This window comes from Blastomonas fulva, assembly GCF_003431825.1.
Taxonomy (GTDB): Bacteria; Pseudomonadota; Alphaproteobacteria; order Sphingomonadales; family Sphingomonadaceae; genus Blastomonas; species Blastomonas fulva.
The window spans coordinates 397,673-415,483 of sequence record NZ_CP020083.1 but is presented as its reverse complement, the minus strand read 5'-3'; the positions used below and the strand labels follow the sequence as shown (position 1 = coordinate 415,483).

Sequence of the window (17,811 nt, the reverse complement as noted above, 5' to 3'; positions counted from 1 at the left end):
ATAGCTATGCAATCCAATGCAAACGATTGCAAGACTTGTCGTCGGGCGGCTGCCGCTAGGGTTTCGGGTGCAAAATCATCGTGTCAGCCCAGCGCGCGCTCCAGCGCATCGGCCAGTCGCAGCCCGGCGCGCAGCACCTGCTGGCGCACGACGGGAATGAGCGTTTCGATGTCGCTGTCGTCATGCCGAGCGCGCTCGCCGGGCTTGAGCGCGGGGCCGCAGGCCGGGCCGTGCTGCGCGGTGGGATAGGCAATATCGCGCGCGATGCTCCAGCTTTCGAGCGCCCAGTCCTCGACCGTCCCGGTAAGAAAGGGGCTGCGTTCGGTGGCGGCATAGCGCCGCACCATCGGTTCGCCTTGGGTGATCGCGCGTTCGGCAACCGGCGTGTCCCACAGCCGGTGCAGGTTCATCCGACCCTCGACGATTCCGTAGGCCGCGCTCACCCGGTTGCCGCCAAGGTCACCGCGGTCGCCGCCGTGCATCGGCTGGTGCATGTCGCCCATGGTGTGAACCAGCCACGCCAGTGCCTCGAGCCGGACATGCGCGGGCAGGCGCTTGTCGGCAAGCAGCTTTTCGTTGCGCGCCACCTGCGCCCCGACGCAGTTGCCGTTGGCGCAATTCGCCTTGATGTCGAACGGCTTGCAGATGTCCATGTTGATATAGTGCCACGGCGCGGTGTAGCCCCAGCGCAGATCGTCGCGCCGGACGCAGTCCGCCCAGACGCTGGCATCGCCGATGTTGCGCAGCGGGCAATCCGGCGTCGCCAGCAGCTTTTCGGCACGGAACAGCGCATTCATTCGCGCCTTTGCCTTGGGCGAAATGTTGGCCTCGGCGATCTGGGCGATCGTGCGGTGGCCATAGTCGCCCCAGGCCAGAGCGGGGGTGGGCAGGGCGAGCAGCAGCGCCAGCCATGCCGCAAAAACGCGCATCGTCATCTCAATTCCTTGCGGATCATCAGTTTGAGGCCGGACCAGATGGTGTCGACCGCACACACCTTCACATCGACCAGCCCGATCGGCAGCGCGATCTCGCGAATGGTGTCCTCTGTAATGTCGGTGGGCACCTTGGATGCCTTTTTGGGCCAGCTGACCCAGATGAAGCCATCGCGGTCCATCGCGGCCATCAGGACTGGGAGCTCGCGCTCCAGCACCGCGCGCTCGGTGGTGAAAAGATGTGCGGCAGCAAAACCCTCATCAGGGGAGGCGACGGGCACAATACCTTCGACCTCAGCGTCAATCTCGGTCCGTACGGCTTGAGGCATGGCATCGAACCACACCGGCATGCCCGATTTCAGTCCCAGTTTGCGCGCTAAAGGCGTGCCGGAATACCCTGTCGTCATGAACGCCAACCTTTTTGCCGTGAGCTGACGCTAACCAAAGCGCATGCGTCCCTCGACTTCGCTCAGGAAAAACGGTCCGGGAGTACAAGCTTACCGAAAATCCCTCGCTAACCTCTCCGCGCTCCCGAGCGACATGAAGGGACGCTCGCGCGAACCTTAGCCTTCCATCCAGTCCTTGAAGAACGCGTGATTGGCATCGCGCAGGTCGGCGATGGCGACGCTGTTGCCCTTGCCAAACGCAATGGCATCGCCGCCGGTCGTGCCGATCACGGCAGCGTTTACGCCTGCTACCTTCGCCGCCGCCAGCACTGCATCGGCATCGCCTGCGGTGACGACATAGCGCGCCTGGCCTTCGCCGAACCAGAACCCTGCGCCGCCTTCGGCGTTCAGCATCGCGCCGATGTCCGATGCCAGTGCCATTTCGGCCAGCGCGACGCCCAGGCCGCCGTCCGAGCAGTCGTGCACCGCGCTGACCGTACCGCTGGCAATCAACCCGGCGATGACACCGCCCGCCGCCAGCTCTGCCTGCAGATCGACCTGAGGCGGCGCACCTTCGAGGCGGCCATGGAGCACGTCGAGCCACAGCGTCTGGCCAAGCTCGTGCGCGTCATTGCCGCCGATGAGGATGATCGCCTCATCCGCTGACTTGAACGCCAGCGTGGTCATCGTCGCCAGATCGTCGATCAGGCCGATTGCGCCGATCGCAGGCGTCGGCAGGATGGCGCGGGCGATGCCGTCGGGGCCGGTGGTCTCGTTGTAGAGGCTGACATTGCCGCTGACGATCGGCATGTCGAGCGCCTGGCAGGCCTTGCCCATGCCCTCGATGCAGCCGACGAACTGGCCCATGATCTCGGGCCGCTCGGGATTGCCGAAGTTCATGCAGTCGGTGGTCGCCAGCGGGCGCGCGCCGGTGCTGACAAGGTTGCGATAGCATTCTGCGATCGCCTGCTTGCCGCCCTCGAACGGATCGGCAAAGCAATAGCGCGGGGTGCAATCGGTGGTGATCGCAAGGCCACGGTTGGTACCGTGGATGCGGACCACGCCGGCATCGCCACCGGGGATCTGCACCGTGTCGGCCATCACCATGTGATCGTACTGCTGCCAGATCCAGCTGCGGCTGGCGAGCGCAGGAGACGCCATCAGCGCGGTCAGGTCTGCGGCCAGATCGTCGCTCTTGGGCACGTTGGTGAGCGCCTTGGGCGGGGCGGTCGTGACATAGGGCCGGTTATAGGCAGGCGCATCGTCGGCGAGCGGGCCGAGCGGAATGTCGCACACCGTCTCGCCCTTGTGCTTGAGCACCATGTGTCCGGTCTCGGTGACATGGCCGATCACCGCGAAATCAAGCTCCCATTTGCGGAAGATCGCCTGCGCAAAATCCTCGCGGCCGGGCTTGAGCACCATCAGCATGCGCTCCTGCGATTCCGACAGCATCATCTCGTACGCCGTCATGTTGGTTTCGCGCTGCGGCACGTTGTCGAGGATCAGCTCGATGCCGACGCCGCCCTTGCTCGCCATTTCTACGCTGGAAGAGGTGAGGCCCGCTGCGCCCATGTCCTGGATCGCGACGATCGCGTCCGATGCCATCAGCTCGAGGCAGGCCTCGATCAGCAGCTTTTCGGTGAACGGATCGCCGACCTGCACGGTGGGGCGCTTTTCTTCGCTGTCCTCGCCGAACTCGGCCGAAGCCATGGTCGCGCCGTGGATGCCGTCGCGGCCGGTCTTGGAGCCGACATAGACGATGGAATTGCCCGCGCCCGATGCTGCGCTGTAGAAAATCTTGTCCTGCTCGGCGATGCCCACGGCCATCGCGTTGACCAGGATGTTGCCGTCATAGGCCGGGTCGAAATTGGTTTCGCCGCCCACGGTGGGGACGCCGACGCAGTTGCCGTAGCCGCCGATACCTGCAACCACGCCCTGCACCAGATGCTTCATCTTGGGGTGATCGGGCCGCCCGAAGCGCAACGCGTTCATCAGCGCTACGGGCCGTGCGCCCATGGTGAACACATCGCGCAGGATGCCGCCCACACCGGTCGCAGCACCTTGATAGGGCTCGATATAGCTGGGGTGGTTGTGGCTCTCCATCTTGAAGATCGCCGCGAGTGGCTTGCCGTCCGCGCCGGGGCCGATATCGACCACGCCCGCATTCTCGCCGGGTCCGCAGATCACCTGCGGTCCGGTGGTGGGCAAGGTCTTCAGGTGCACGCGCGAGCTCTTGTAGCTGCAATGCTCGGACCACATCACCGAGAAGATGCCGAGCTCGACCAGATTGGGCTCACGCCCCAGAGCGGCAAGGATCCGCTCATATTCGTCCGGCTTGAGGCCATGTTCGGCGACGATCTGCGGGGTGATGGTTGCCACGGGTGCTGTCTGGGTCTCGCTCATGGCCCCGCGCTTTACGCGGCTCAGCGCGATCGGGGAAGGGGGCAAATCAGGGGATTGTGGCGGGGATGTCGAAGTGTTGGGCTGCGACGAATTGAACACGGTCAAAAGTCGCGAGGGAAAGATTTAGTCGTGAGGCGATCGCGAGATGGAGCGCATCCGGACCACGCAAATTCAAATGCCAAAAAGCGCAGAACTGTGCAGCATCGTGAAAGTCACGGTCTGTAAGCGGCAGTACCATGAGCATGTTCTGCAGCATGTTTCCGAGCATGGCTCTGGCCCTGTCCGCGTCCGTTTCGGCGATTGAATGCGTTCTGAGCTTCAACGACAACGCGCTGGCAAATTCCACCAAGGTCCACTTGCTGATGGCAACTGGACCAGTCTCAGGCCTGTAAAGCCAAGTCAGCACATCCTCGCTTCGGGGTTCGCGACACAGCAGCGCAACCAGCACGGACGTGTCGAGATACTGCATCAATAGCGGTCTGTGTCGCGCATATGCCGGATGAACTCGCCAGCATCCTGCTGCTGCATGGGCATTTCCGCCAGATGCCGTCGAAGAGCCTCGATATCAACGAGCCCCTTGGGTGTATAAACCGGCTGCTCTGCCGGCACCAGCTTCGCGACCAGCTTTCCGTCGCGCAGGATGTCGATCGTTTCGCCGGCCTCTGCCCGGTCGACCAGCTCGCTCAAGCTCTTTTCGGCGTCGGTCAGGTTGAAGCCGTCCATCGGAAACTCCTTGGCTTGCGGTGCTTTCAAATTACCAGAACGCCCTGCGGGCAGCAACCGCCTTGACCGGGCGCGGGCCACAGGTCAAAGCTGTGCCGATGAGTGAAACTGCAGCCATTTCCGCCGATCTGTCTTTCGAAGAAGCCCTCAAGGAGCTGGAGGTTATTGTCCGCCAGCTCGAATCGGGGGATGTCCCGCTCGATGCATCGATCAGCCTTTACGAGCGTGGTGATCAGCTGCGCAGCCATTGCCAGAAGCGGCTCGACGTGGCGCAGGCGCGGATCGAGAAGATCCGCGTCGGGTCCGATGGTCAGGCGGCAGGGACCGTTCCGTTCGATGCGGACTGATGGCGCAACGACAATGATTCAGGGTCAAACCGGCGACATGACCGGGGCAGGGGATTGACGACGATGACCACCGCGATAGGCGATGCTGCGCTTGCCGATGCCTTCCGCCAGATATCGAACGATGTCGATGCGTGCTTCGATGCGCTGCTGGTGGTGCCCGATGATCCGCGCGCGGTTCTGTACGAAGCGATGCGTCATGCGGCGATCGGCGGGGGCAAGCGGGTGCGCCCGCTGCTGCTGACTGCAACTGCGGGCATGTTCAATGTCGACCGTTCGCTGTCGGTGCGGGTGGCCTGCGCGGTCGAGGCGATCCATGTCTATTCGCTGATCCATGACGATCTGCCCTGCATGGACGACGACGACATGCGCCGCGGCAAGCCGACGGTGCACAAGGCCTTCAACGATGCGGTGGCGGTGCTGGCGGGCGATTCGCTGCACGCGCTGGCGTTCGAAATTCTCGCCGGCAGCCAGTCGCATCCCGACCCGTTCATCCGTGCAGAACTCATCATGACTTTGGCCGAGGCGAGCGGCCCCAACGGCATGGCGGGCGGCCAGATGATGGATCTCGAGGCGGAAAAGGCCAAGTTCGATCTGCCGACCGTCACTAAGCTGCAGCGGCTTAAGACGGGCGCGCTGATCGCGGCGTCGGTCGAGATGGGCGCGATCCTGGCCAATGTGCCCGCCGAGGGGCGCACGGCCCTGCGCGCCTATGCCCGCGACATCGGCCTTGCCTTCCAGATCGCCGACGACATCATGGACGAAGTCGGCGACGAGGCGCTGGCGGGCAAGGCGCTGCACAAGGATGCCGCCGCGGGCAAGGAGACCTTCCTGTCGCTTTTGGGTCTGGAGCGTGCGCGCGAGCAGGCCTTCTTCCTGGTCGATCAGGCGATCGGCCATCTCGCCAGCCATGGCCGCGAGGCCGATCTTCTGCGCGCGCTGGCGCGCTATATCGTCGAACGCGACAATTGACCGCACAAGCGGCGCGAAAAGGGGAAGCAGCATCATGCGCGTAGGCGTTTATCCGGGGACCTTCGATCCCATCACCCTGGGGCACATGGATATCCTGCGGCGTGGAGCCAAGCTGGTCGACCGGCTGGTGGTGGGGGTCACCACCAACCCGTCGAAGAACCCGATGTTCAGCGTCGAAGAGCGCATGGCGATGGTCCGCCGTGAAACCGCCGACATGGGCGATGCCATCCACGTCGTCTCGTTCAACTCGCTGCTGATGGACTTTGCCGAACGCGAAGGCGCGAGCATGATCGTTCGCGGGCTGCGCGCGGTTGCTGATTTCGAATATGAATACCAGATGGCGGGGATGAACCAGCAGCTCAACCACCGCATCGAGACCGTGTTCCTGATGGCGGACGTATCGCTCCAGCCCATCGCCTCGCGGCTGGTCAAGGAAATCGCCAGCTATGGCGGGCAGATCAACCGCTTCGTCACCGACGCGGTGCGGGTCGATGTCGAAAAGCGGGTGCGCGAAATCGGCCTCAAGGGTGACTGACCGCACAGCGCTGCGCGTCGCCCAAGTTCATTCATGACACGCTCAGATGCTTTGGCTATAGCCATGCCCGAAACGGGACGGGGCCAAGCCTGCCGTCCCGCCTGAATGGAACAGGAATGTCCGGTTATATGCCCAATATCTTGAAATCGCTTGCTGCCCTGTCGTTCATCCCGATGCTGCTCGCCCCCATCACTGCCCAGGCGCAGGACTCCACGCCGACCGGCCAGTCCCAGCTTGAGGCTGACAGGGCAGCTGGCCTCGCCGCTCGCGAAGTCGAAAAGGAAGCGGCGAAGGTTCGCAAGCAACAGGAGGAGGAGGCCGAGAAGGCAGCCAAGGAAGCGCAGAAGGAAGAGGACAAGGCGGCCAAGGCTGCCGAAAAGGAAGCGCGCAAGGCCGCGAAGGCCGAAGCCGAGGCGTCTGAAGACAAGGACAAGCAAGCGCGCAAAGCCGCCCGCAATGCCGAAAAGGACGCGCAGGATAAGCGCGACAATAACGCCGCCGAAGCCTCGGTGCTTGCAGCGCCGCTGGTCGCCACGCCCGACAAGGCCGACCCCGACAACATCCTGTTTCTCGACCTGTCGACCGGCGGCCGGGTGACGATCCAGCTGTATCCCGAAATCGCGCCCAACCATGTCGAGCGGATCAAGACGCTGACCCGTCAGGGCTTCTACAACGGCATCGTGTTCCACCGCGTGATCGATGGCTTCATGGCGCAGACCGGCGACCCAACAGGCACCGGCACCGGCGGATCGGATCTTCCCGATGTCGCTGCGGAGTTCAACAAGTTCCCGCATCTTCGCGGCAGCGTCTCGATGGCGCGCGCGCAGGACCCGAACAGCGCCAATAGCCAGTTCTTCATCGTCTTCTACCCGCGCTTCTCGCTCGACAACAGCTACACCAATTTCGGCCGGGTGATTGCGGGCATGGAGCATGTCGATTCCATTCCGCGTGGTGAGCCGCCCGCGACACCGGCGCGCATCCTGCAGGCCTCGCTCAAGTCGCAGAACCTGCCAGAGCCCAATTATGCCGCTGCCGGCCAGCCTGCCGATCGCGCGATCTCGGTGGACGACCTGAACGCGCCGATCACCAACTGATCCGACCGGGCCCCATTGCAATCGATCGTCATTCCCGCGAAAGCGGGGTGACGATCAGGCTAGGCAAAGGGCACCATGCGCGTTGACGATTTCGATTTCGAACTTCCCCCCGAACGCATAGCGCTGCGCCCCGTGCGCCCGCGCGATGCGGCAAAGATGCTGTGCGTGTACGGCAGCGCGATGCGCGATGCGCAGGTCCGCGACCTGCCCGGATTGCTGAACCCCGGCGATTGCCTGGTGTTCAACGACACCCGTGTCATCCCGGCGCAGCTGGAAGGCGTGAAGCTGGGCGGGCAGGCGCGGATCGGCGCGACGCTGCACAAGCGGATCGACCTGCGGCGCTGGCAGGCCTTTGTCCGCAACTCGCGGCGGCTGCGGCTGGGCGATGTCATCGATTTCGGCGCGGATGTCTTCGCCACGGTCGAGGCGCGCGGCGCAGACGGGTCGATCACGCTGGCGTTTGAGGGGACCGAGCCGGTCGAGCTGCTGCTCGAACGCGCGGGTACGATGCCGCTGCCGCCCTATATCGCTGCCAAGCGCGACATCGACGAGGCCGACCGCGAGGACTATCAGACCCGTTTCGCCAGGGAAGACGGCGCTGTTGCTGCGCCCACGGCCTCGCTGCATTTCACCGACGAGCTGATGGCTGCGCTCGCCGCGGCGGGGATCGAACATGCCATGCTGACGCTGCATGTCGGCGCGGGCACCTTTCTTCCGGTCAAGGCCGACGACACCAACGACCACCAGATGCACGCCGAATGGGGCCGCATCGATGCCGCTACTGCCGATCGTCTGAACGCGGTGCGCGCTCGCGGCAACCGGGTGATCGCGGTGGGCACCACGGTGCTGCGGCTGATCGAAAGCGCCGCGCGCGAGGATGGCGTGATCGCACCGTTCGAGGGCGATACGGCGATCTTCATCACCCCCGGCTACCGTTTCAGGGGAATCGACGGGCTGATGACCAACTTCCACCTGCCGCGCTCGACGCTGTTCATGCTGGTCTCGGCGCTGATGGGGCTCGATGTTATGCGTGCGGCCTATGCGCATGCCATCGCGCATGACTATCGCTTCTATTCCTATGGCGATTCCTCGCTGCTGCTGCCCTGATCCCGAACGCAAAAGCGCCCCGCCGGTGAGGGCGGGGCGCTGATGAGGCAGGGCGATTCGCGCTGTTTGGTCAGTCGTCGATGTTGCGGCGGAAGGTCTCGGGCAGGAACAGCAGCCCGATGACCACCGTCGCTGCGGCGATCACCACCGGGTACCACAGGCCGTAATAGATGTTGCCGGTGGCAGCGACCATCGCGAACGCGGTGGTGGGCAGGAAGCCGCCGAACCAGCCGTTGCCGATGTGATAGGGCAGTGACATCGAGGTGTAGCGGATGCGGCTGGGGAAAAGCTCCACCAGCATCGCGGCGATCGGCCCGTAGACCATGGTCACCAGCATCGCCAACGCCCACAGGATGGCGACAACCGCCACCTTGTCGATCCGGGCATTGTCGGCCTTTTCGGGATAGCCCGCCGAGATCAGCTCCGCCTTGAGATCGTCCTGGAACGTCTTGATCGCGGCCTTCTTCGCCTCGGGGGTCATCCCGGCAGGGGCAGGCGCGGTGAACACCGCACGGCCGATGCTGACCGTGGCCGGCTTGCCCGGGGTTGCCTCGACATTGGCATAGCTGACCCCGGCCTTCGCGAGATAGGTCTTGGCGATATCGCAGCTCGAGGTATCGAAGGTGTTCTTGCCGATCGGATCGAACTGGAACGAGCACTCCTCCTGATGTGCGGCGATGGTGACCGGGGCAGCGGCCTGGGCTTCGGCGAGCGCCGGGTTGGCAGCATGGGTCAGCGCACCGAACAGCGGGAAGTAGGTCATCGCCGCCAGCGCGCAGCCGCCCAGGATGATCGGCTTGCGGCCGATCTTGTCGGACAGCCAGCCGAAGAACACGAAGAACGGCGTGGCGAGCGCAAGCGCGATGGCGATCAGGATATTGGCTGTCGCGCCATCGACGCGCAGGGTCTTTTCGAGGAAGAACAATGCGTAGAACTGCCCGGCATACCAGACCACCGCCTGGCCCATCACCGCACCCAGCAGCGCAATGATCACCCAGCGCAGATTGCCCCATTTGGCGAAGGCTTCGGTGAGCGGCGCCTTGGAGGTCGTGCCCTCGTCCTTCATCTTCTGGAAGACCGGGCTTTCGTTGAGCTGCATGCGGATCCACATCGAGATGCCGAGCAGCACGATCGAGATCAGGAACGGCAGGCGCCATCCCCAGGCGGCGAACGCCTCTTCACCCAGTGCGAAGCGGAAGCCGATGACCACCAGCAGCGCTGCGAACAGCCCGAAGGTCGCCGTGGTCTGAATCCAGCTGGTGTAGAGCCCGCGCTTGCCCTCAGGCGCATGCTCGGCGACATAGGTGGCAGCGCCGCCATATTCGCCGCCCAGCGCCAGTCCCTGGGCAAGCCTGAGCGCGACCAGAATGATCGGCGCGGCCACGCCGATCGAGGCGTAGCTGGGAAGCAGCCCAACCGCGAAGGTCGACAGCCCCATGATGCCCATGGTCACCAGAAAGGTATTCTTGCGCCCGACCAGATCGCCGATCCGCCCGAAGACCAGCGCGCCGAAGGGGCGGACCGCAAAGCCCGCGGCAAAGGCGGCGAGTGCGAAGATGAACCCGGTGGTCTCGTTGACACCGGAGAAGAACTGCACCGAGATATAGGTCGCCAGCAGGCCGTACAGGTAGAAATCATACCATTCGAATACCGTGCCCAGGGACGAAGCGGCGATGACCATCTTCTCCCCCTGTGTCGCCTTGTGATGCTTTGGTAGCGCATCCTGTGGAACCGTAGCCATCATCCCCACTCCTTTTTGGTGTCTTCAGAACGTGTATTTCGCTGCCATCTCGAACCGGTCCATCTGGCCCTTCAATCCGCTCGCCACCTCGCGTCCGGCGTGGCGGACCTCAATGCCGATGTCGAGATTTTTGACCGGAGACCAGAACAGATTGGCGGCAATCGAATAGGCCGAAACATTGGCCAGCCCCGGGATCGCGATGCCATCGGGATAGTCGGCGTGCTGATAGCCCGCCGCGAAGGTCGAGCGCAGATTGGCGGTCCAGCCCAGCTTGAGCGAAGCGAACCCTGCGATGTTGTCGACATTGAGCAGCCGGTTGCCCAGCGCGGTGCGGTCGAACACCGCATCGGGCGCATAGCCCAGGCCCAGATAGCGGCCGATGCCGTTGCCATAAGTGGCGCTCAGCCGGATGTCGTGGCGGCCATCGGGGCCGAAGGCGAACTTGCCGCCGGCAGATAGGCCCCAGCCAAGCGAATCGTCGCCAGCGCCGCCGTCATGCACCGAGAGCTGGCGCACCAGCCCGGCCAAATGCAGGTCGAGGTTGGGCTTCTTGTAGACCAGCTTGGCGACCAGATCGGGCACGCGGTCCTGATCATTGTCGCTCAGCACCGGATTGATCGTGGTAACCGTCTCGGTCTGCGGGTTTTCCAGCGCGAGCAGCAGGTCGAGTCCCTGGCCCAGCGGCTGGCGGTACTGCACGATCATCTGGCGAACGAACACGGTGCCTTCGAGCGGGCCGACGAAATCCGTGCTTTCGGGCAGCAGCGCCGGGTTCTGGAAGGTGGTCCATTCCTGCCCGACCAGGAACCGGTCATAGGTCAGGAAGGCGCGGCGCAGCGTGGGCGTATAGGCGTTGGTGGCGCGCTGCGCGCCTGCAGGCGCTGTCGCCAGCGCAAAGTCGAACTCGATATGGCTCTTGAGCTCCTTGCCGCCCAACGGGGTGGAACTGGTAAAGAATAGCCGCGTCTGGCGGGCATTGGCCATGAAATCACGCGTCGCAGCGGCGCCGACCGGGATCTGCTGCGGCAGGTAGAATTCCTTGCCCAAAGATCCGCCCGCGAGCATGCCGTCGTCGAACCGAGTCGCGCTGGCCACCGCCTTGACGAAGCCGCCGAGCTTGAAGGTCGTGCCACCGACACGAAAACCTTCTGCGGGCGCGGCGGGTCTGCTTTCCAGCGTGGCGAGCTTGGTGGCGGTCTCCTCGCTGCGTGCGGCGGCCTGGCTGGCGGCGGTAGCGGTCTGCGCCTGTTCGCTGCGCGCGGCGCCCAGATCGGCGCGCAGTGCGGCCATCTCGGCTTCGAGCCTGAGCAGCCGCTCCTCGAGCGCCTGTTCGCGGGCAGTGGCGGTCTTGGCGTTCTGGGCATGCGCCAGGTTCGGCGCGACCAGCGCGCTTGCTCCCAGCAATATCAGCCATGAACGGCGCCTGGCCTTTGGCATCTCACCTCTCCTGATATCCCGCTCCGGCTTGTTCCCGGTAGTGGACGCAGTGTTCGCTCAATGCCGCTGGGTCGCCAGCCCGACCTTGGTCGTAGGCCTACGACCTTTGTCTAAGGTCCGGTGGCGGCCGCGCAGGGCTATCGTGCTGCCAGCAATGCGCCGCAGACGCATACAGACGAGGAGAGAGACAATCATGGCCGAGAGCATCTATCCCGTACCCGCGGACTGGGCGGACAACGCGCTTGTCACCGCAGCGGTCTATGACGAGCGCTACCGCCTGTCGCTCGACGATCCCGACCGCTTCTGGCGCGAGGAGGCGACGCGGCTCGACTGGATCAAACCGTTCACGACCGTCAAGGACACGAGCTTCAACGAGGCCGATTTCGGTATCCAGTGGTTTGCCGATGGCACGCTCAACCTCGCGGCCAACTGCCTCGACCGGCATCTTGCCGAACGCGGCGACACCGTCGCGATCCTGTGGGAGCCCGACAGCCCCGATGAGGCGAGCCGCTCGATCACCTATCGTGAGCTCCACGAACAGGTCTGCCGCTTTGCCAACCTGCTCAAGGCGCACGGGGTTCGCAAGGGCGAGCGGGTGACGCTCTATCTGCCGATGGTGCCCGAAGCTGCCGTGGCGATGCTGGCCTGCGCGCGGATCGGGGCAATCCACTCGGTGGTGTTCGCAGGCTTCTCGCCCGAGGCTCTGGCAGGCCGCATCCAGGATTGCGACAGCCGCATCGTCGTCACGGCGGATGAGGGCCTGCGCGCGGGCAAGCATGTGCCGCTCAAGGCCAATGTCGATGCCGCGCTCGGTCTGCACGAAAGCGGCGTGGACACCGTCATCGTGCTCAAGCGCACCGACGCCGATGTGCCGATGGTCGAGGGTCGCGATATCGACTGGACTGACGGAGTCGCCGCGCAATCCGCGGACTGCCCGGCAGAGGAAATGAACGCCGAAGACCCGCTGTTCATCCTCTACACCTCGGGCTCGACCGGCAAGCCCAAGGGCGTGCTGCACACCACCGGCGGCTATGCCGTGTGGGCGGCGATGACCTTCCAGTATGTGTTCGATTACCGCCCCGGCCAGATCTACTGGTGCGCCGCCGATGTCGGCTGGGTCACCGGGCACAGCTATGTCGTCTATGCCCCGCTGATGATGGGCGCGACGACGGTGATGTTCGAAGGCGTGCCCACCTGGCCCGATGCTTCGCGTTTCTGGCAGATCGTCGACAAGTTCGGCGTCGAGATCTTCTACGGCGCACCCACCGCGCTGCGCGCGCTGATGCGCGAAGGCGACGACTGGGTGACAAGAACAAGCCGCAAGTCGCTGCGCCTGCTGGGTTCGGTGGGCGAGCCGATCAATCCCGAAGCCTGGGAATGGTACCACCGCGTGGTCGGCGAGGGCCGCTGCCCGATCGTCGACACATGGTGGCAGACCGAAACCGGCGCGTGCATGATGACCCCGCTGCCCGGCGCACACGCGCTCAAGCCCGGGTCCGCCGCGATGCCGATGTTCGGGGTCAAGCCGCTGCTGCTCACCCCCGAAGGCGAAGTGATCGAAGGCGCGGGCGAGGGGTGCCTGGCCATCGCTGACAGCTGGCCCGGTCAGATGCGCACCGTGTGGGGCGATCATGAGCGCTTCTTCCAGACCTATTTCACCACCTTCAAGGGCCTGTACTTCACCGGTGACGGCTGCAGGCGCGATGCGGACGGCTATTACTGGATCACCGGGCGGATCGATGATGTCATCAACGTCTCGGGCCACCGCATGGGCACCGCCGAGATCGAAAGCGCATTGGTCGCGCATCCCAAGGTGGCCGAGGCCGCTGTGGTCGGCATGCCGCACGACGTGAAGGGGCAGGGCATCTATGCCTTCGTCACCACCAATGTCGAGGTCGAGCCCAACGAGGCGCTGCGCCGTGAACTGGTGCAATGGGTGCGCCGCGAGATCGGGCCGATCGCCACGCCCGACATCATCCAGTTCACGCCCGCTCTGCCCAAGACCCGCTCGGGCAAGATCATGCGCCGCATCCTGCGCAAGATCGGCGAGAACGACCTCGCCAACCTCGGCGATACATCGACGCTTGCCGATCCTTCGGTTGTCGACCATCTTCTCGCCGAAAGACCGCAACCGGCAGACGCAACATAGAGACGATCCTGATCGCGGACGACCACCCGCTGTTCCGCCAGGCGCTGATCCTGGCGGTCGGCAGGGTGGCTCCGCAGGCACAGATTCTGGAATGTGGCACGCTCGCCGCGGCGGCGCGCGCGGCAGGCACAGCCGAAGGGCTGCGGCTGATCCTGCTTGATCTCAAGATGCCCGGCGCGGTGGGCTATTCCGGCATCGCGCTGCTGCATGCCGAACGCCCCGAGGTACCGATCCTGGTCGTCTCGAGCGCCGAAGGGGCGGGCGTCGCCGACGAGGCGCGGCAGCTGGGCGCGGTGGGGTTTCTGTCCAAGGACAGCGACCTCGACACGATCGAACAGGCCATCGCGCGGGCGCTCGGGGGACGTGCCACCAAGCCCGTGCCCACTGGCCCGCAGGAAGAGGTGCAGCAGGAGATTGCCTCGCTCACCCCGACCCAGCTCAAGGTGTTGCTCGAGGTGCTGGACGGAAAGCTCAACAAGCAGATCGCGCACGATCTTGCGATGAGCGAAGCAACGGTGAAGGCGCACATGACCGTGATCATGCGCAAGCTGGGCGTGCAGAACCGCACCCAGGCGGCTTTGGTCGCGCGCTCGCTGGGGTTGAACCTAAAGCATTAGAGCGCATTCAGGGCGTGCCCGCTGCCTCTGCCAGAAACCCCGTGATGTCCGCCGCCGCCGCGGGCTTGGCGATCACCGGTACCCCCAGCGCGCCCGCGCGCCGCACCAGATCGGGCGATCCCTGCGCGGTCACCAGAGCGGCAGGCAGCTCGGGGTGCTGCAGCCGCAGCGCCGCGATCAGCGCCAGCCCGTCGGTCGCGGTGCCGAGGTGGAAATCGACGAGCGCGGCATCGAACGGCCCGGCAGCCGACAGCGCCTGCACCGGATCGGCCGCGCTTGTCGCGCGGTGCCCCAGGCTGGTCAGCAAGGATAGCATTGCCTCGACGATCAGCGCATCGTTGTCGATCACCAGCACGTCCAGCGCCCGCGTGGGTGACGGCGTGGGAACCGCGCGCGCAGGCACCGGTGCTGCCATCTGCGGCGCGCTCAGCGGCAGCGACAGGCTGAACCGGCTCCCCCTGCCAGGCACCGATCGCACCGAAATCTCGCCGCCCAGCAGCCGCGCGATCCGCTCGGCCAAAGCGAGGCCCAGCCCCAGTCCGTCGGCCTCGACCTCGCCCAGCCGGGTGAACTCGGTAAAGATGCTCTGGATCTGCTCGGGCGCGATGCCGACGCCGGTGTCGTAGACATCGATCCGCACCCGGTTCCCGCGCCGACGGCTGCCGATCAGAACGCCGCCGTCCTGCGTATAGCGCAGCGCATTGGAGAGGAAGTTCTGCAGGACAGAGCGCAGCAGTCCGGGATCGGTGTGGACGTCTCCGGGCAGCGCGCCGATCCGCAAGGCCAACCCCTTGCTCTCCGCCATCGGCATGAAGCTCTGCGCCAGATCGGTGAGGAACGGCGCAAGCGCGACCGGCTCGGGGCTGGGCTCGACCCCGCCTGCATCCAGCCGGCTGATGTCGAGCAGCGCGCGGATCAGCCCGTCGGCGGCGCTGATCGCGCTGTCCACCCGGCCCGCGAGCATTTGCGTGTTGGGCGCGGCATCGCGCGCCAGCGCGGCGGTGAACAGTCGCGCGGCGTGCAGCGGCTGGAGCAGATCGTGGCTGGCAGCGGCGAGAAAACGCGTCTTGTCGCGCGTCGCCTCGGCCAGCTGGCGATTGGCGGCGCTCAGCTCGCCGGTGCGCTCGGCGACGCGCTGTTCGAGCTGCGCCAGCGTGCGCTCCAGCTCGTCGCGCACCTCAGCCTCGTCGCTGATATCGGTAAAGCTGGTGACATAGCCGCCGCCGGGCATCGGTCCGCCCACGGTCTTGATCACCCGGCCATCCTTGCGCTGCCGCTCGAAGCTGTGCGGCTGCCCGCGCCGCATGTGATTGAGCCGCTTGCGGACGTGATGCTCGATGTCCTCCGAGCCGAAATCGCCCAGCCGCGCGTTGTAGCGGATCAGATCGGCGATCGGTGTGCCGACCCGGACCAGCCCCGGTGGGTAGCCGAAAATGTCGAGATACTGGCTGTTCCACGCGACCAGGTTCATCTCGGAATCGACCACGCTGATCCCGGCATCGACATGCTCGAAGGTCGCCGCGAGCAGTTCGCGCGAGAAGCGTAGCGACTGGCCGCGCTCGCCGAGCAGCCGCGTCACATCGGCGAGGCTCATCTGGCTCCCCGCCAGCGCCGATGCGACCAATGCGCGCGCCGAGGATGCCCCGACCACGCGCGCGATCAGGTCGCGCGCGCGCTGCGCGGCGGCGCGGGTGACAGGTACGCCGGGGGCGGCATCGGGAAACTCGGCGCGCGCGCGCTCCTGTCCGACAAAGCTCGCGGTCAGCCGGGCAAGGTCGTCGAGATCGCTGATCTTCTGCTGGCCGCGCAGCGTCCACGGCAGCGGCGGCGTCTGCACCTTGCGCGCGGCGACCAGGCTGTAGGCGAGCAGGTTGCACCCCAGGCTCCAGGCAACGCCGTGCACCAAAGGCGAGGCGTTGCCGATGCCGAACAGCCGCAGCGGATCGAACAGGCTGCCGCTCAGCACCTGCGCGACCATATCGGGCAGGATCGGCGGAAGCGCCAGCGTGTAGAGCCACAGCGCAAAGCCGATGCTGAGGCTGACGCGCGCCGCCAGCGCATCGCGCCCGCTCGCCTGCGTCGCGAGGATCAGGTGGGGAGTGAACTGCGCCATCGCGGCAAAGGCGACCAGGCCGATCGATGCCAGAGTGTTTTTCGCGGGGATCAGCAGCGCCCAGGCGAGCGCGGCGACCACGATCCCCAGGATCGACAGCCGCCGCACCTGCAGCATCCTTTTGCCCAGCGCGCCTTCCGCTGCATCAGACTGACGGGATCGCAGCAGCGCGGGGAAGATGAGGTCGTTGGAGACCATGGTGGCGAGCGCAGTCGAATCGACGATCACCATCGACGCCGCCGCGCTGATCCCGCCGATCAGCGCGAGCACCAGCACCGCGCCGCTGTCGCCCAAGGCTGGAACCTGGAGCACATAGAGGTCCGATCCCTCACCCGGCTGCATCAGGCTGGCCCCGGCAAGCGCGATCGGCAGCGCCATCAGCGCCATGACGGCAAGATAGGCGGCGAGGCCAAAGCGCGCGCGGTCGAGCGATCCGGGCTCCTGCGCCTCGACCAGTCCCATATAGAACTGTCGCGGCAAGGCGATGATCGCCATGATCGAGATGAGGAAGATCACGCCGAAGTCGACCGACAGCCGTTCGGGGCGGAAGTTGGCGGCGAGCAGCGCCATCCCGCTGTCGACTGATGCGGCATCGGCGTTGATCAGCAGCATCACCGCGACGCCCGCGACCGCAGTGAGCGCGACGATCTTGATCACCGATTCAAGGCCGATGGCATAGACCAGCCCCTCGCTGCGCCCGGCGAGTTCATAGCGCCGCGCGCCGAACAGGATCGCGAACAGCGCCAGCAGCGCCGCCGCGCCGATCATCGTCGCATCGGAGATTGACTGGCCCGAGGCAAAGGCGAGCGCGCCGCCGATCGAGCGGAACTGCAGCGCGACATAAGGGATGGTGCCAACCAGCGCGATCAGCGTCACCAGCCGCGCGACGCCGCCATCATGGCCAAAGCGCGCGGCGATGAAATCGGACACCGTGGTTGCCTGCTCTTCGGCCACGGCATGGGCCAGCCGCCGCAAGAAGCGCGGCGCAAACAGCAACAGGCAGATCGGCGCGAGGTAGATCGGCAGATACTGCCAGCCATCGCGCACGATGCTGCCCACCGCGCCATAGAAGGTCCAGCTCGAGCAATAGACCCCCAGCGCCAGCGTATACGCAACATGCCGCAGCCAGGGCCGCCGAACCGCCAGCCCCGCACGCCCCTCGACCACCGCTGCCACCGCAAAAAGCAGCGCGATCATCGCAAGCCCGAACAATGCCGCCGACGGCAGGCTCATGCTGGTGTGTCCATCCCCCAAAGGC

14 protein-coding genes and 1 pseudogene are annotated in these 17,811 nt (G+C 65.4%); 7 read left to right on the top strand and 8 right to left on the bottom strand.

What is annotated here, in order from left to right; all coding sequences use genetic code 11:
• Nucleotides 1-83 precede the first annotated feature (83 nt).
• From B5J99_RS01975 to B5J99_RS01955, 5 genes are all read right to left on the bottom strand, one after another.
• Entirely contained in the window at nt 84-935 is an 852-nt protein-coding gene (locus B5J99_RS01975; protein WP_245991717.1) for a S1/P1 nuclease, read from the bottom strand.
• A complete protein-coding gene (locus B5J99_RS01970; protein ID WP_054134110.1) occupies nt 932-1,339 on the bottom strand; it encodes a DUF3052 family protein in 408 nt (135 codons plus the stop codon). Before B5J99_RS01970 ends, B5J99_RS01975 begins: the two co-directional genes overlap by 4 nt.
• Nucleotides 1,340-1,495: 156 nt before the next feature.
• Nucleotides 1,496-3,721, bottom strand: coding sequence for a phosphoribosylformylglycinamidine synthase subunit PurL (gene purL, locus B5J99_RS01965; protein ID WP_117351307.1), 2,226 nt, complete (start codon nt 3,719-3,721; stop codon nt 1,496-1,498).
• Nucleotides 3,722-3,767: 46 nt separating this feature from the next.
• Nucleotides 3,768-4,190: a type II toxin-antitoxin system VapC family toxin gene (locus tag B5J99_RS01960; protein WP_117351306.1), complete on the bottom strand. Its 423-nt coding sequence runs from the start codon at nt 4,188-4,190 to the stop codon at nt 3,768-3,770.
• Complete coding sequence (locus B5J99_RS01955) at nt 4,190-4,444, bottom strand: type II toxin-antitoxin system Phd/YefM family antitoxin (protein ID WP_117351305.1); 255 nt, start codon at nt 4,442-4,444, stop codon at nt 4,190-4,192. Before B5J99_RS01955 ends, B5J99_RS01960 begins: the two co-directional genes overlap by 1 nt.
• Nucleotides 4,445-4,542: 98 nt before the next feature.
• Here B5J99_RS01955 and B5J99_RS01950 point away from each other — a divergent pair, with 98 nt between their 5' ends.
• From B5J99_RS01950 to queA, 5 genes and pseudogenes are all read left to right on the top strand, one after another.
• Nucleotides 4,543-4,791 carry an exodeoxyribonuclease VII small subunit gene (locus tag B5J99_RS01950; protein ID WP_054134114.1) on the top strand — a complete coding sequence of 83 codons (249 nt, stop codon included), beginning with the start codon at nt 4,543-4,545 and terminating at the stop codon, nt 4,789-4,791.
• Nucleotides 4,792-4,854: 63 nt separating this feature from the next.
• Nucleotides 4,855-5,760: a polyprenyl synthetase family protein gene (locus tag B5J99_RS01945; protein ID WP_117351304.1), complete on the top strand. Its 906-nt coding sequence runs from the start codon at nt 4,855-4,857 to the stop codon at nt 5,758-5,760.
• A 34-nt stretch (nt 5,761-5,794) separates the two neighbouring features.
• Nucleotides 5,795-6,295, top strand: a complete 501-nt coding sequence (gene coaD / locus B5J99_RS01940; protein ID WP_054134116.1) for a pantetheine-phosphate adenylyltransferase — start codon at nt 5,795-5,797, stop codon at nt 6,293-6,295.
• A 470-nt stretch (nt 6,296-6,765) separates the two neighbouring features.
• Nucleotides 6,766-7,389: pseudogene (locus B5J99_RS19775) on the top strand (peptidylprolyl isomerase); the annotation flags it as partial.
• A 75-nt stretch (nt 7,390-7,464) separates the two neighbouring features.
• Nucleotides 7,465-8,496, top strand: coding sequence for a tRNA preQ1(34) S-adenosylmethionine ribosyltransferase-isomerase QueA (queA, locus tag B5J99_RS01930; protein WP_117351303.1), 1,032 nt, complete (start codon nt 7,465-7,467; stop codon nt 8,494-8,496).
• Between the two features lie 70 nt (nt 8,497-8,566).
• Here the strand turns inward: queA and B5J99_RS01925 are convergent, their stop codons facing one another.
• Nucleotides 8,567-10,237, bottom strand: a complete 1,671-nt coding sequence (locus tag B5J99_RS01925) for an MFS transporter (protein ID WP_117353314.1) — start codon at nt 10,235-10,237, stop codon at nt 8,567-8,569.
• Nucleotides 10,238-10,261: 24 nt separating this feature from the next.
• Nucleotides 10,262-11,674: a DcaP family trimeric outer membrane transporter gene (locus B5J99_RS01920; protein ID WP_245991716.1), complete on the bottom strand. Its 1,413-nt coding sequence runs from the start codon at nt 11,672-11,674 to the stop codon at nt 10,262-10,264.
• A 193-nt stretch (nt 11,675-11,867) separates the two neighbouring features.
• On the opposite strand from B5J99_RS01920, the gene acs reads away from it, so the two are divergent.
• Entirely contained in the window at nt 11,868-13,823 is a 1,956-nt protein-coding gene (gene acs, locus B5J99_RS01915; protein ID WP_117351301.1) for an acetate--CoA ligase, read from the top strand.
• Between the two features lie 44 nt (nt 13,824-13,867).
• A complete protein-coding gene (locus B5J99_RS01910; RefSeq protein ID WP_425456479.1) occupies nt 13,868-14,440 on the top strand; it encodes a response regulator transcription factor in 573 nt (190 codons plus the stop codon).
• 7 nt (nt 14,441-14,447) lie between these two features.
• Here the strand turns inward: B5J99_RS01910 and B5J99_RS01905 are convergent, their stop codons facing one another.
• A complete protein-coding gene (locus B5J99_RS01905) occupies nt 14,448-17,786 on the bottom strand; it encodes a hybrid sensor histidine kinase/response regulator (protein ID WP_117351300.1) in 3,339 nt (1,112 codons plus the stop codon).
• Nucleotides 17,787-17,811 lie beyond the last annotated feature (25 nt).

Coding starts and splice junctions, on each gene's coding strand:
- B5J99_RS01950 (WP_054134114.1), top strand. CDS start 4,543: ATGAGTGAAACTGCAGCCATTTCCGCCGATCTGTCTTTCGAAGAAGCC.
- B5J99_RS01905 (WP_117351300.1), bottom strand. CDS start 17,786: ATGAGCCTGCCGTCGGCGGCATTGTTCGGGCTTGCGATGATCGCGCTG.
- B5J99_RS01960 (WP_117351306.1), bottom strand. CDS start 4,190: ATGCAGTATCTCGACACGTCCGTGCTGGTTGCGCTGCTGTGTCGCGAA.
- acs (WP_117351301.1), top strand. CDS start 11,868: ATGGCCGAGAGCATCTATCCCGTACCCGCGGACTGGGCGGACAACGCG.
- B5J99_RS01925 (WP_117353314.1), bottom strand. CDS start 10,237: ATGGCTACGGTTCCACAGGATGCGCTACCAAAGCATCACAAGGCGACA.
- B5J99_RS01920 (WP_245991716.1), bottom strand. CDS start 11,674: ATGCCAAAGGCCAGGCGCCGTTCATGGCTGATATTGCTGGGAGCAAGC.
- purL (WP_117351307.1), bottom strand. CDS start 3,721: ATGAGCGAGACCCAGACAGCACCCGTGGCAACCATCACCCCGCAGATC.
- coaD (WP_054134116.1), top strand. CDS start 5,795: ATGCGCGTAGGCGTTTATCCGGGGACCTTCGATCCCATCACCCTGGGG.
- B5J99_RS01970 (WP_054134110.1), bottom strand. CDS start 1,339: ATGACGACAGGGTATTCCGGCACGCCTTTAGCGCGCAAACTGGGACTG.
- B5J99_RS01975 (WP_245991717.1), bottom strand. CDS start 935: ATGACGATGCGCGTTTTTGCGGCATGGCTGGCGCTGCTGCTCGCCCTG.
- queA (WP_117351303.1), top strand. CDS start 7,465: ATGCGCGTTGACGATTTCGATTTCGAACTTCCCCCCGAACGCATAGCG.
- B5J99_RS01945 (WP_117351304.1), top strand. CDS start 4,855: ATGACCACCGCGATAGGCGATGCTGCGCTTGCCGATGCCTTCCGCCAG.
- B5J99_RS01955 (WP_117351305.1), bottom strand. CDS start 4,444: ATGGACGGCTTCAACCTGACCGACGCCGAAAAGAGCTTGAGCGAGCTG.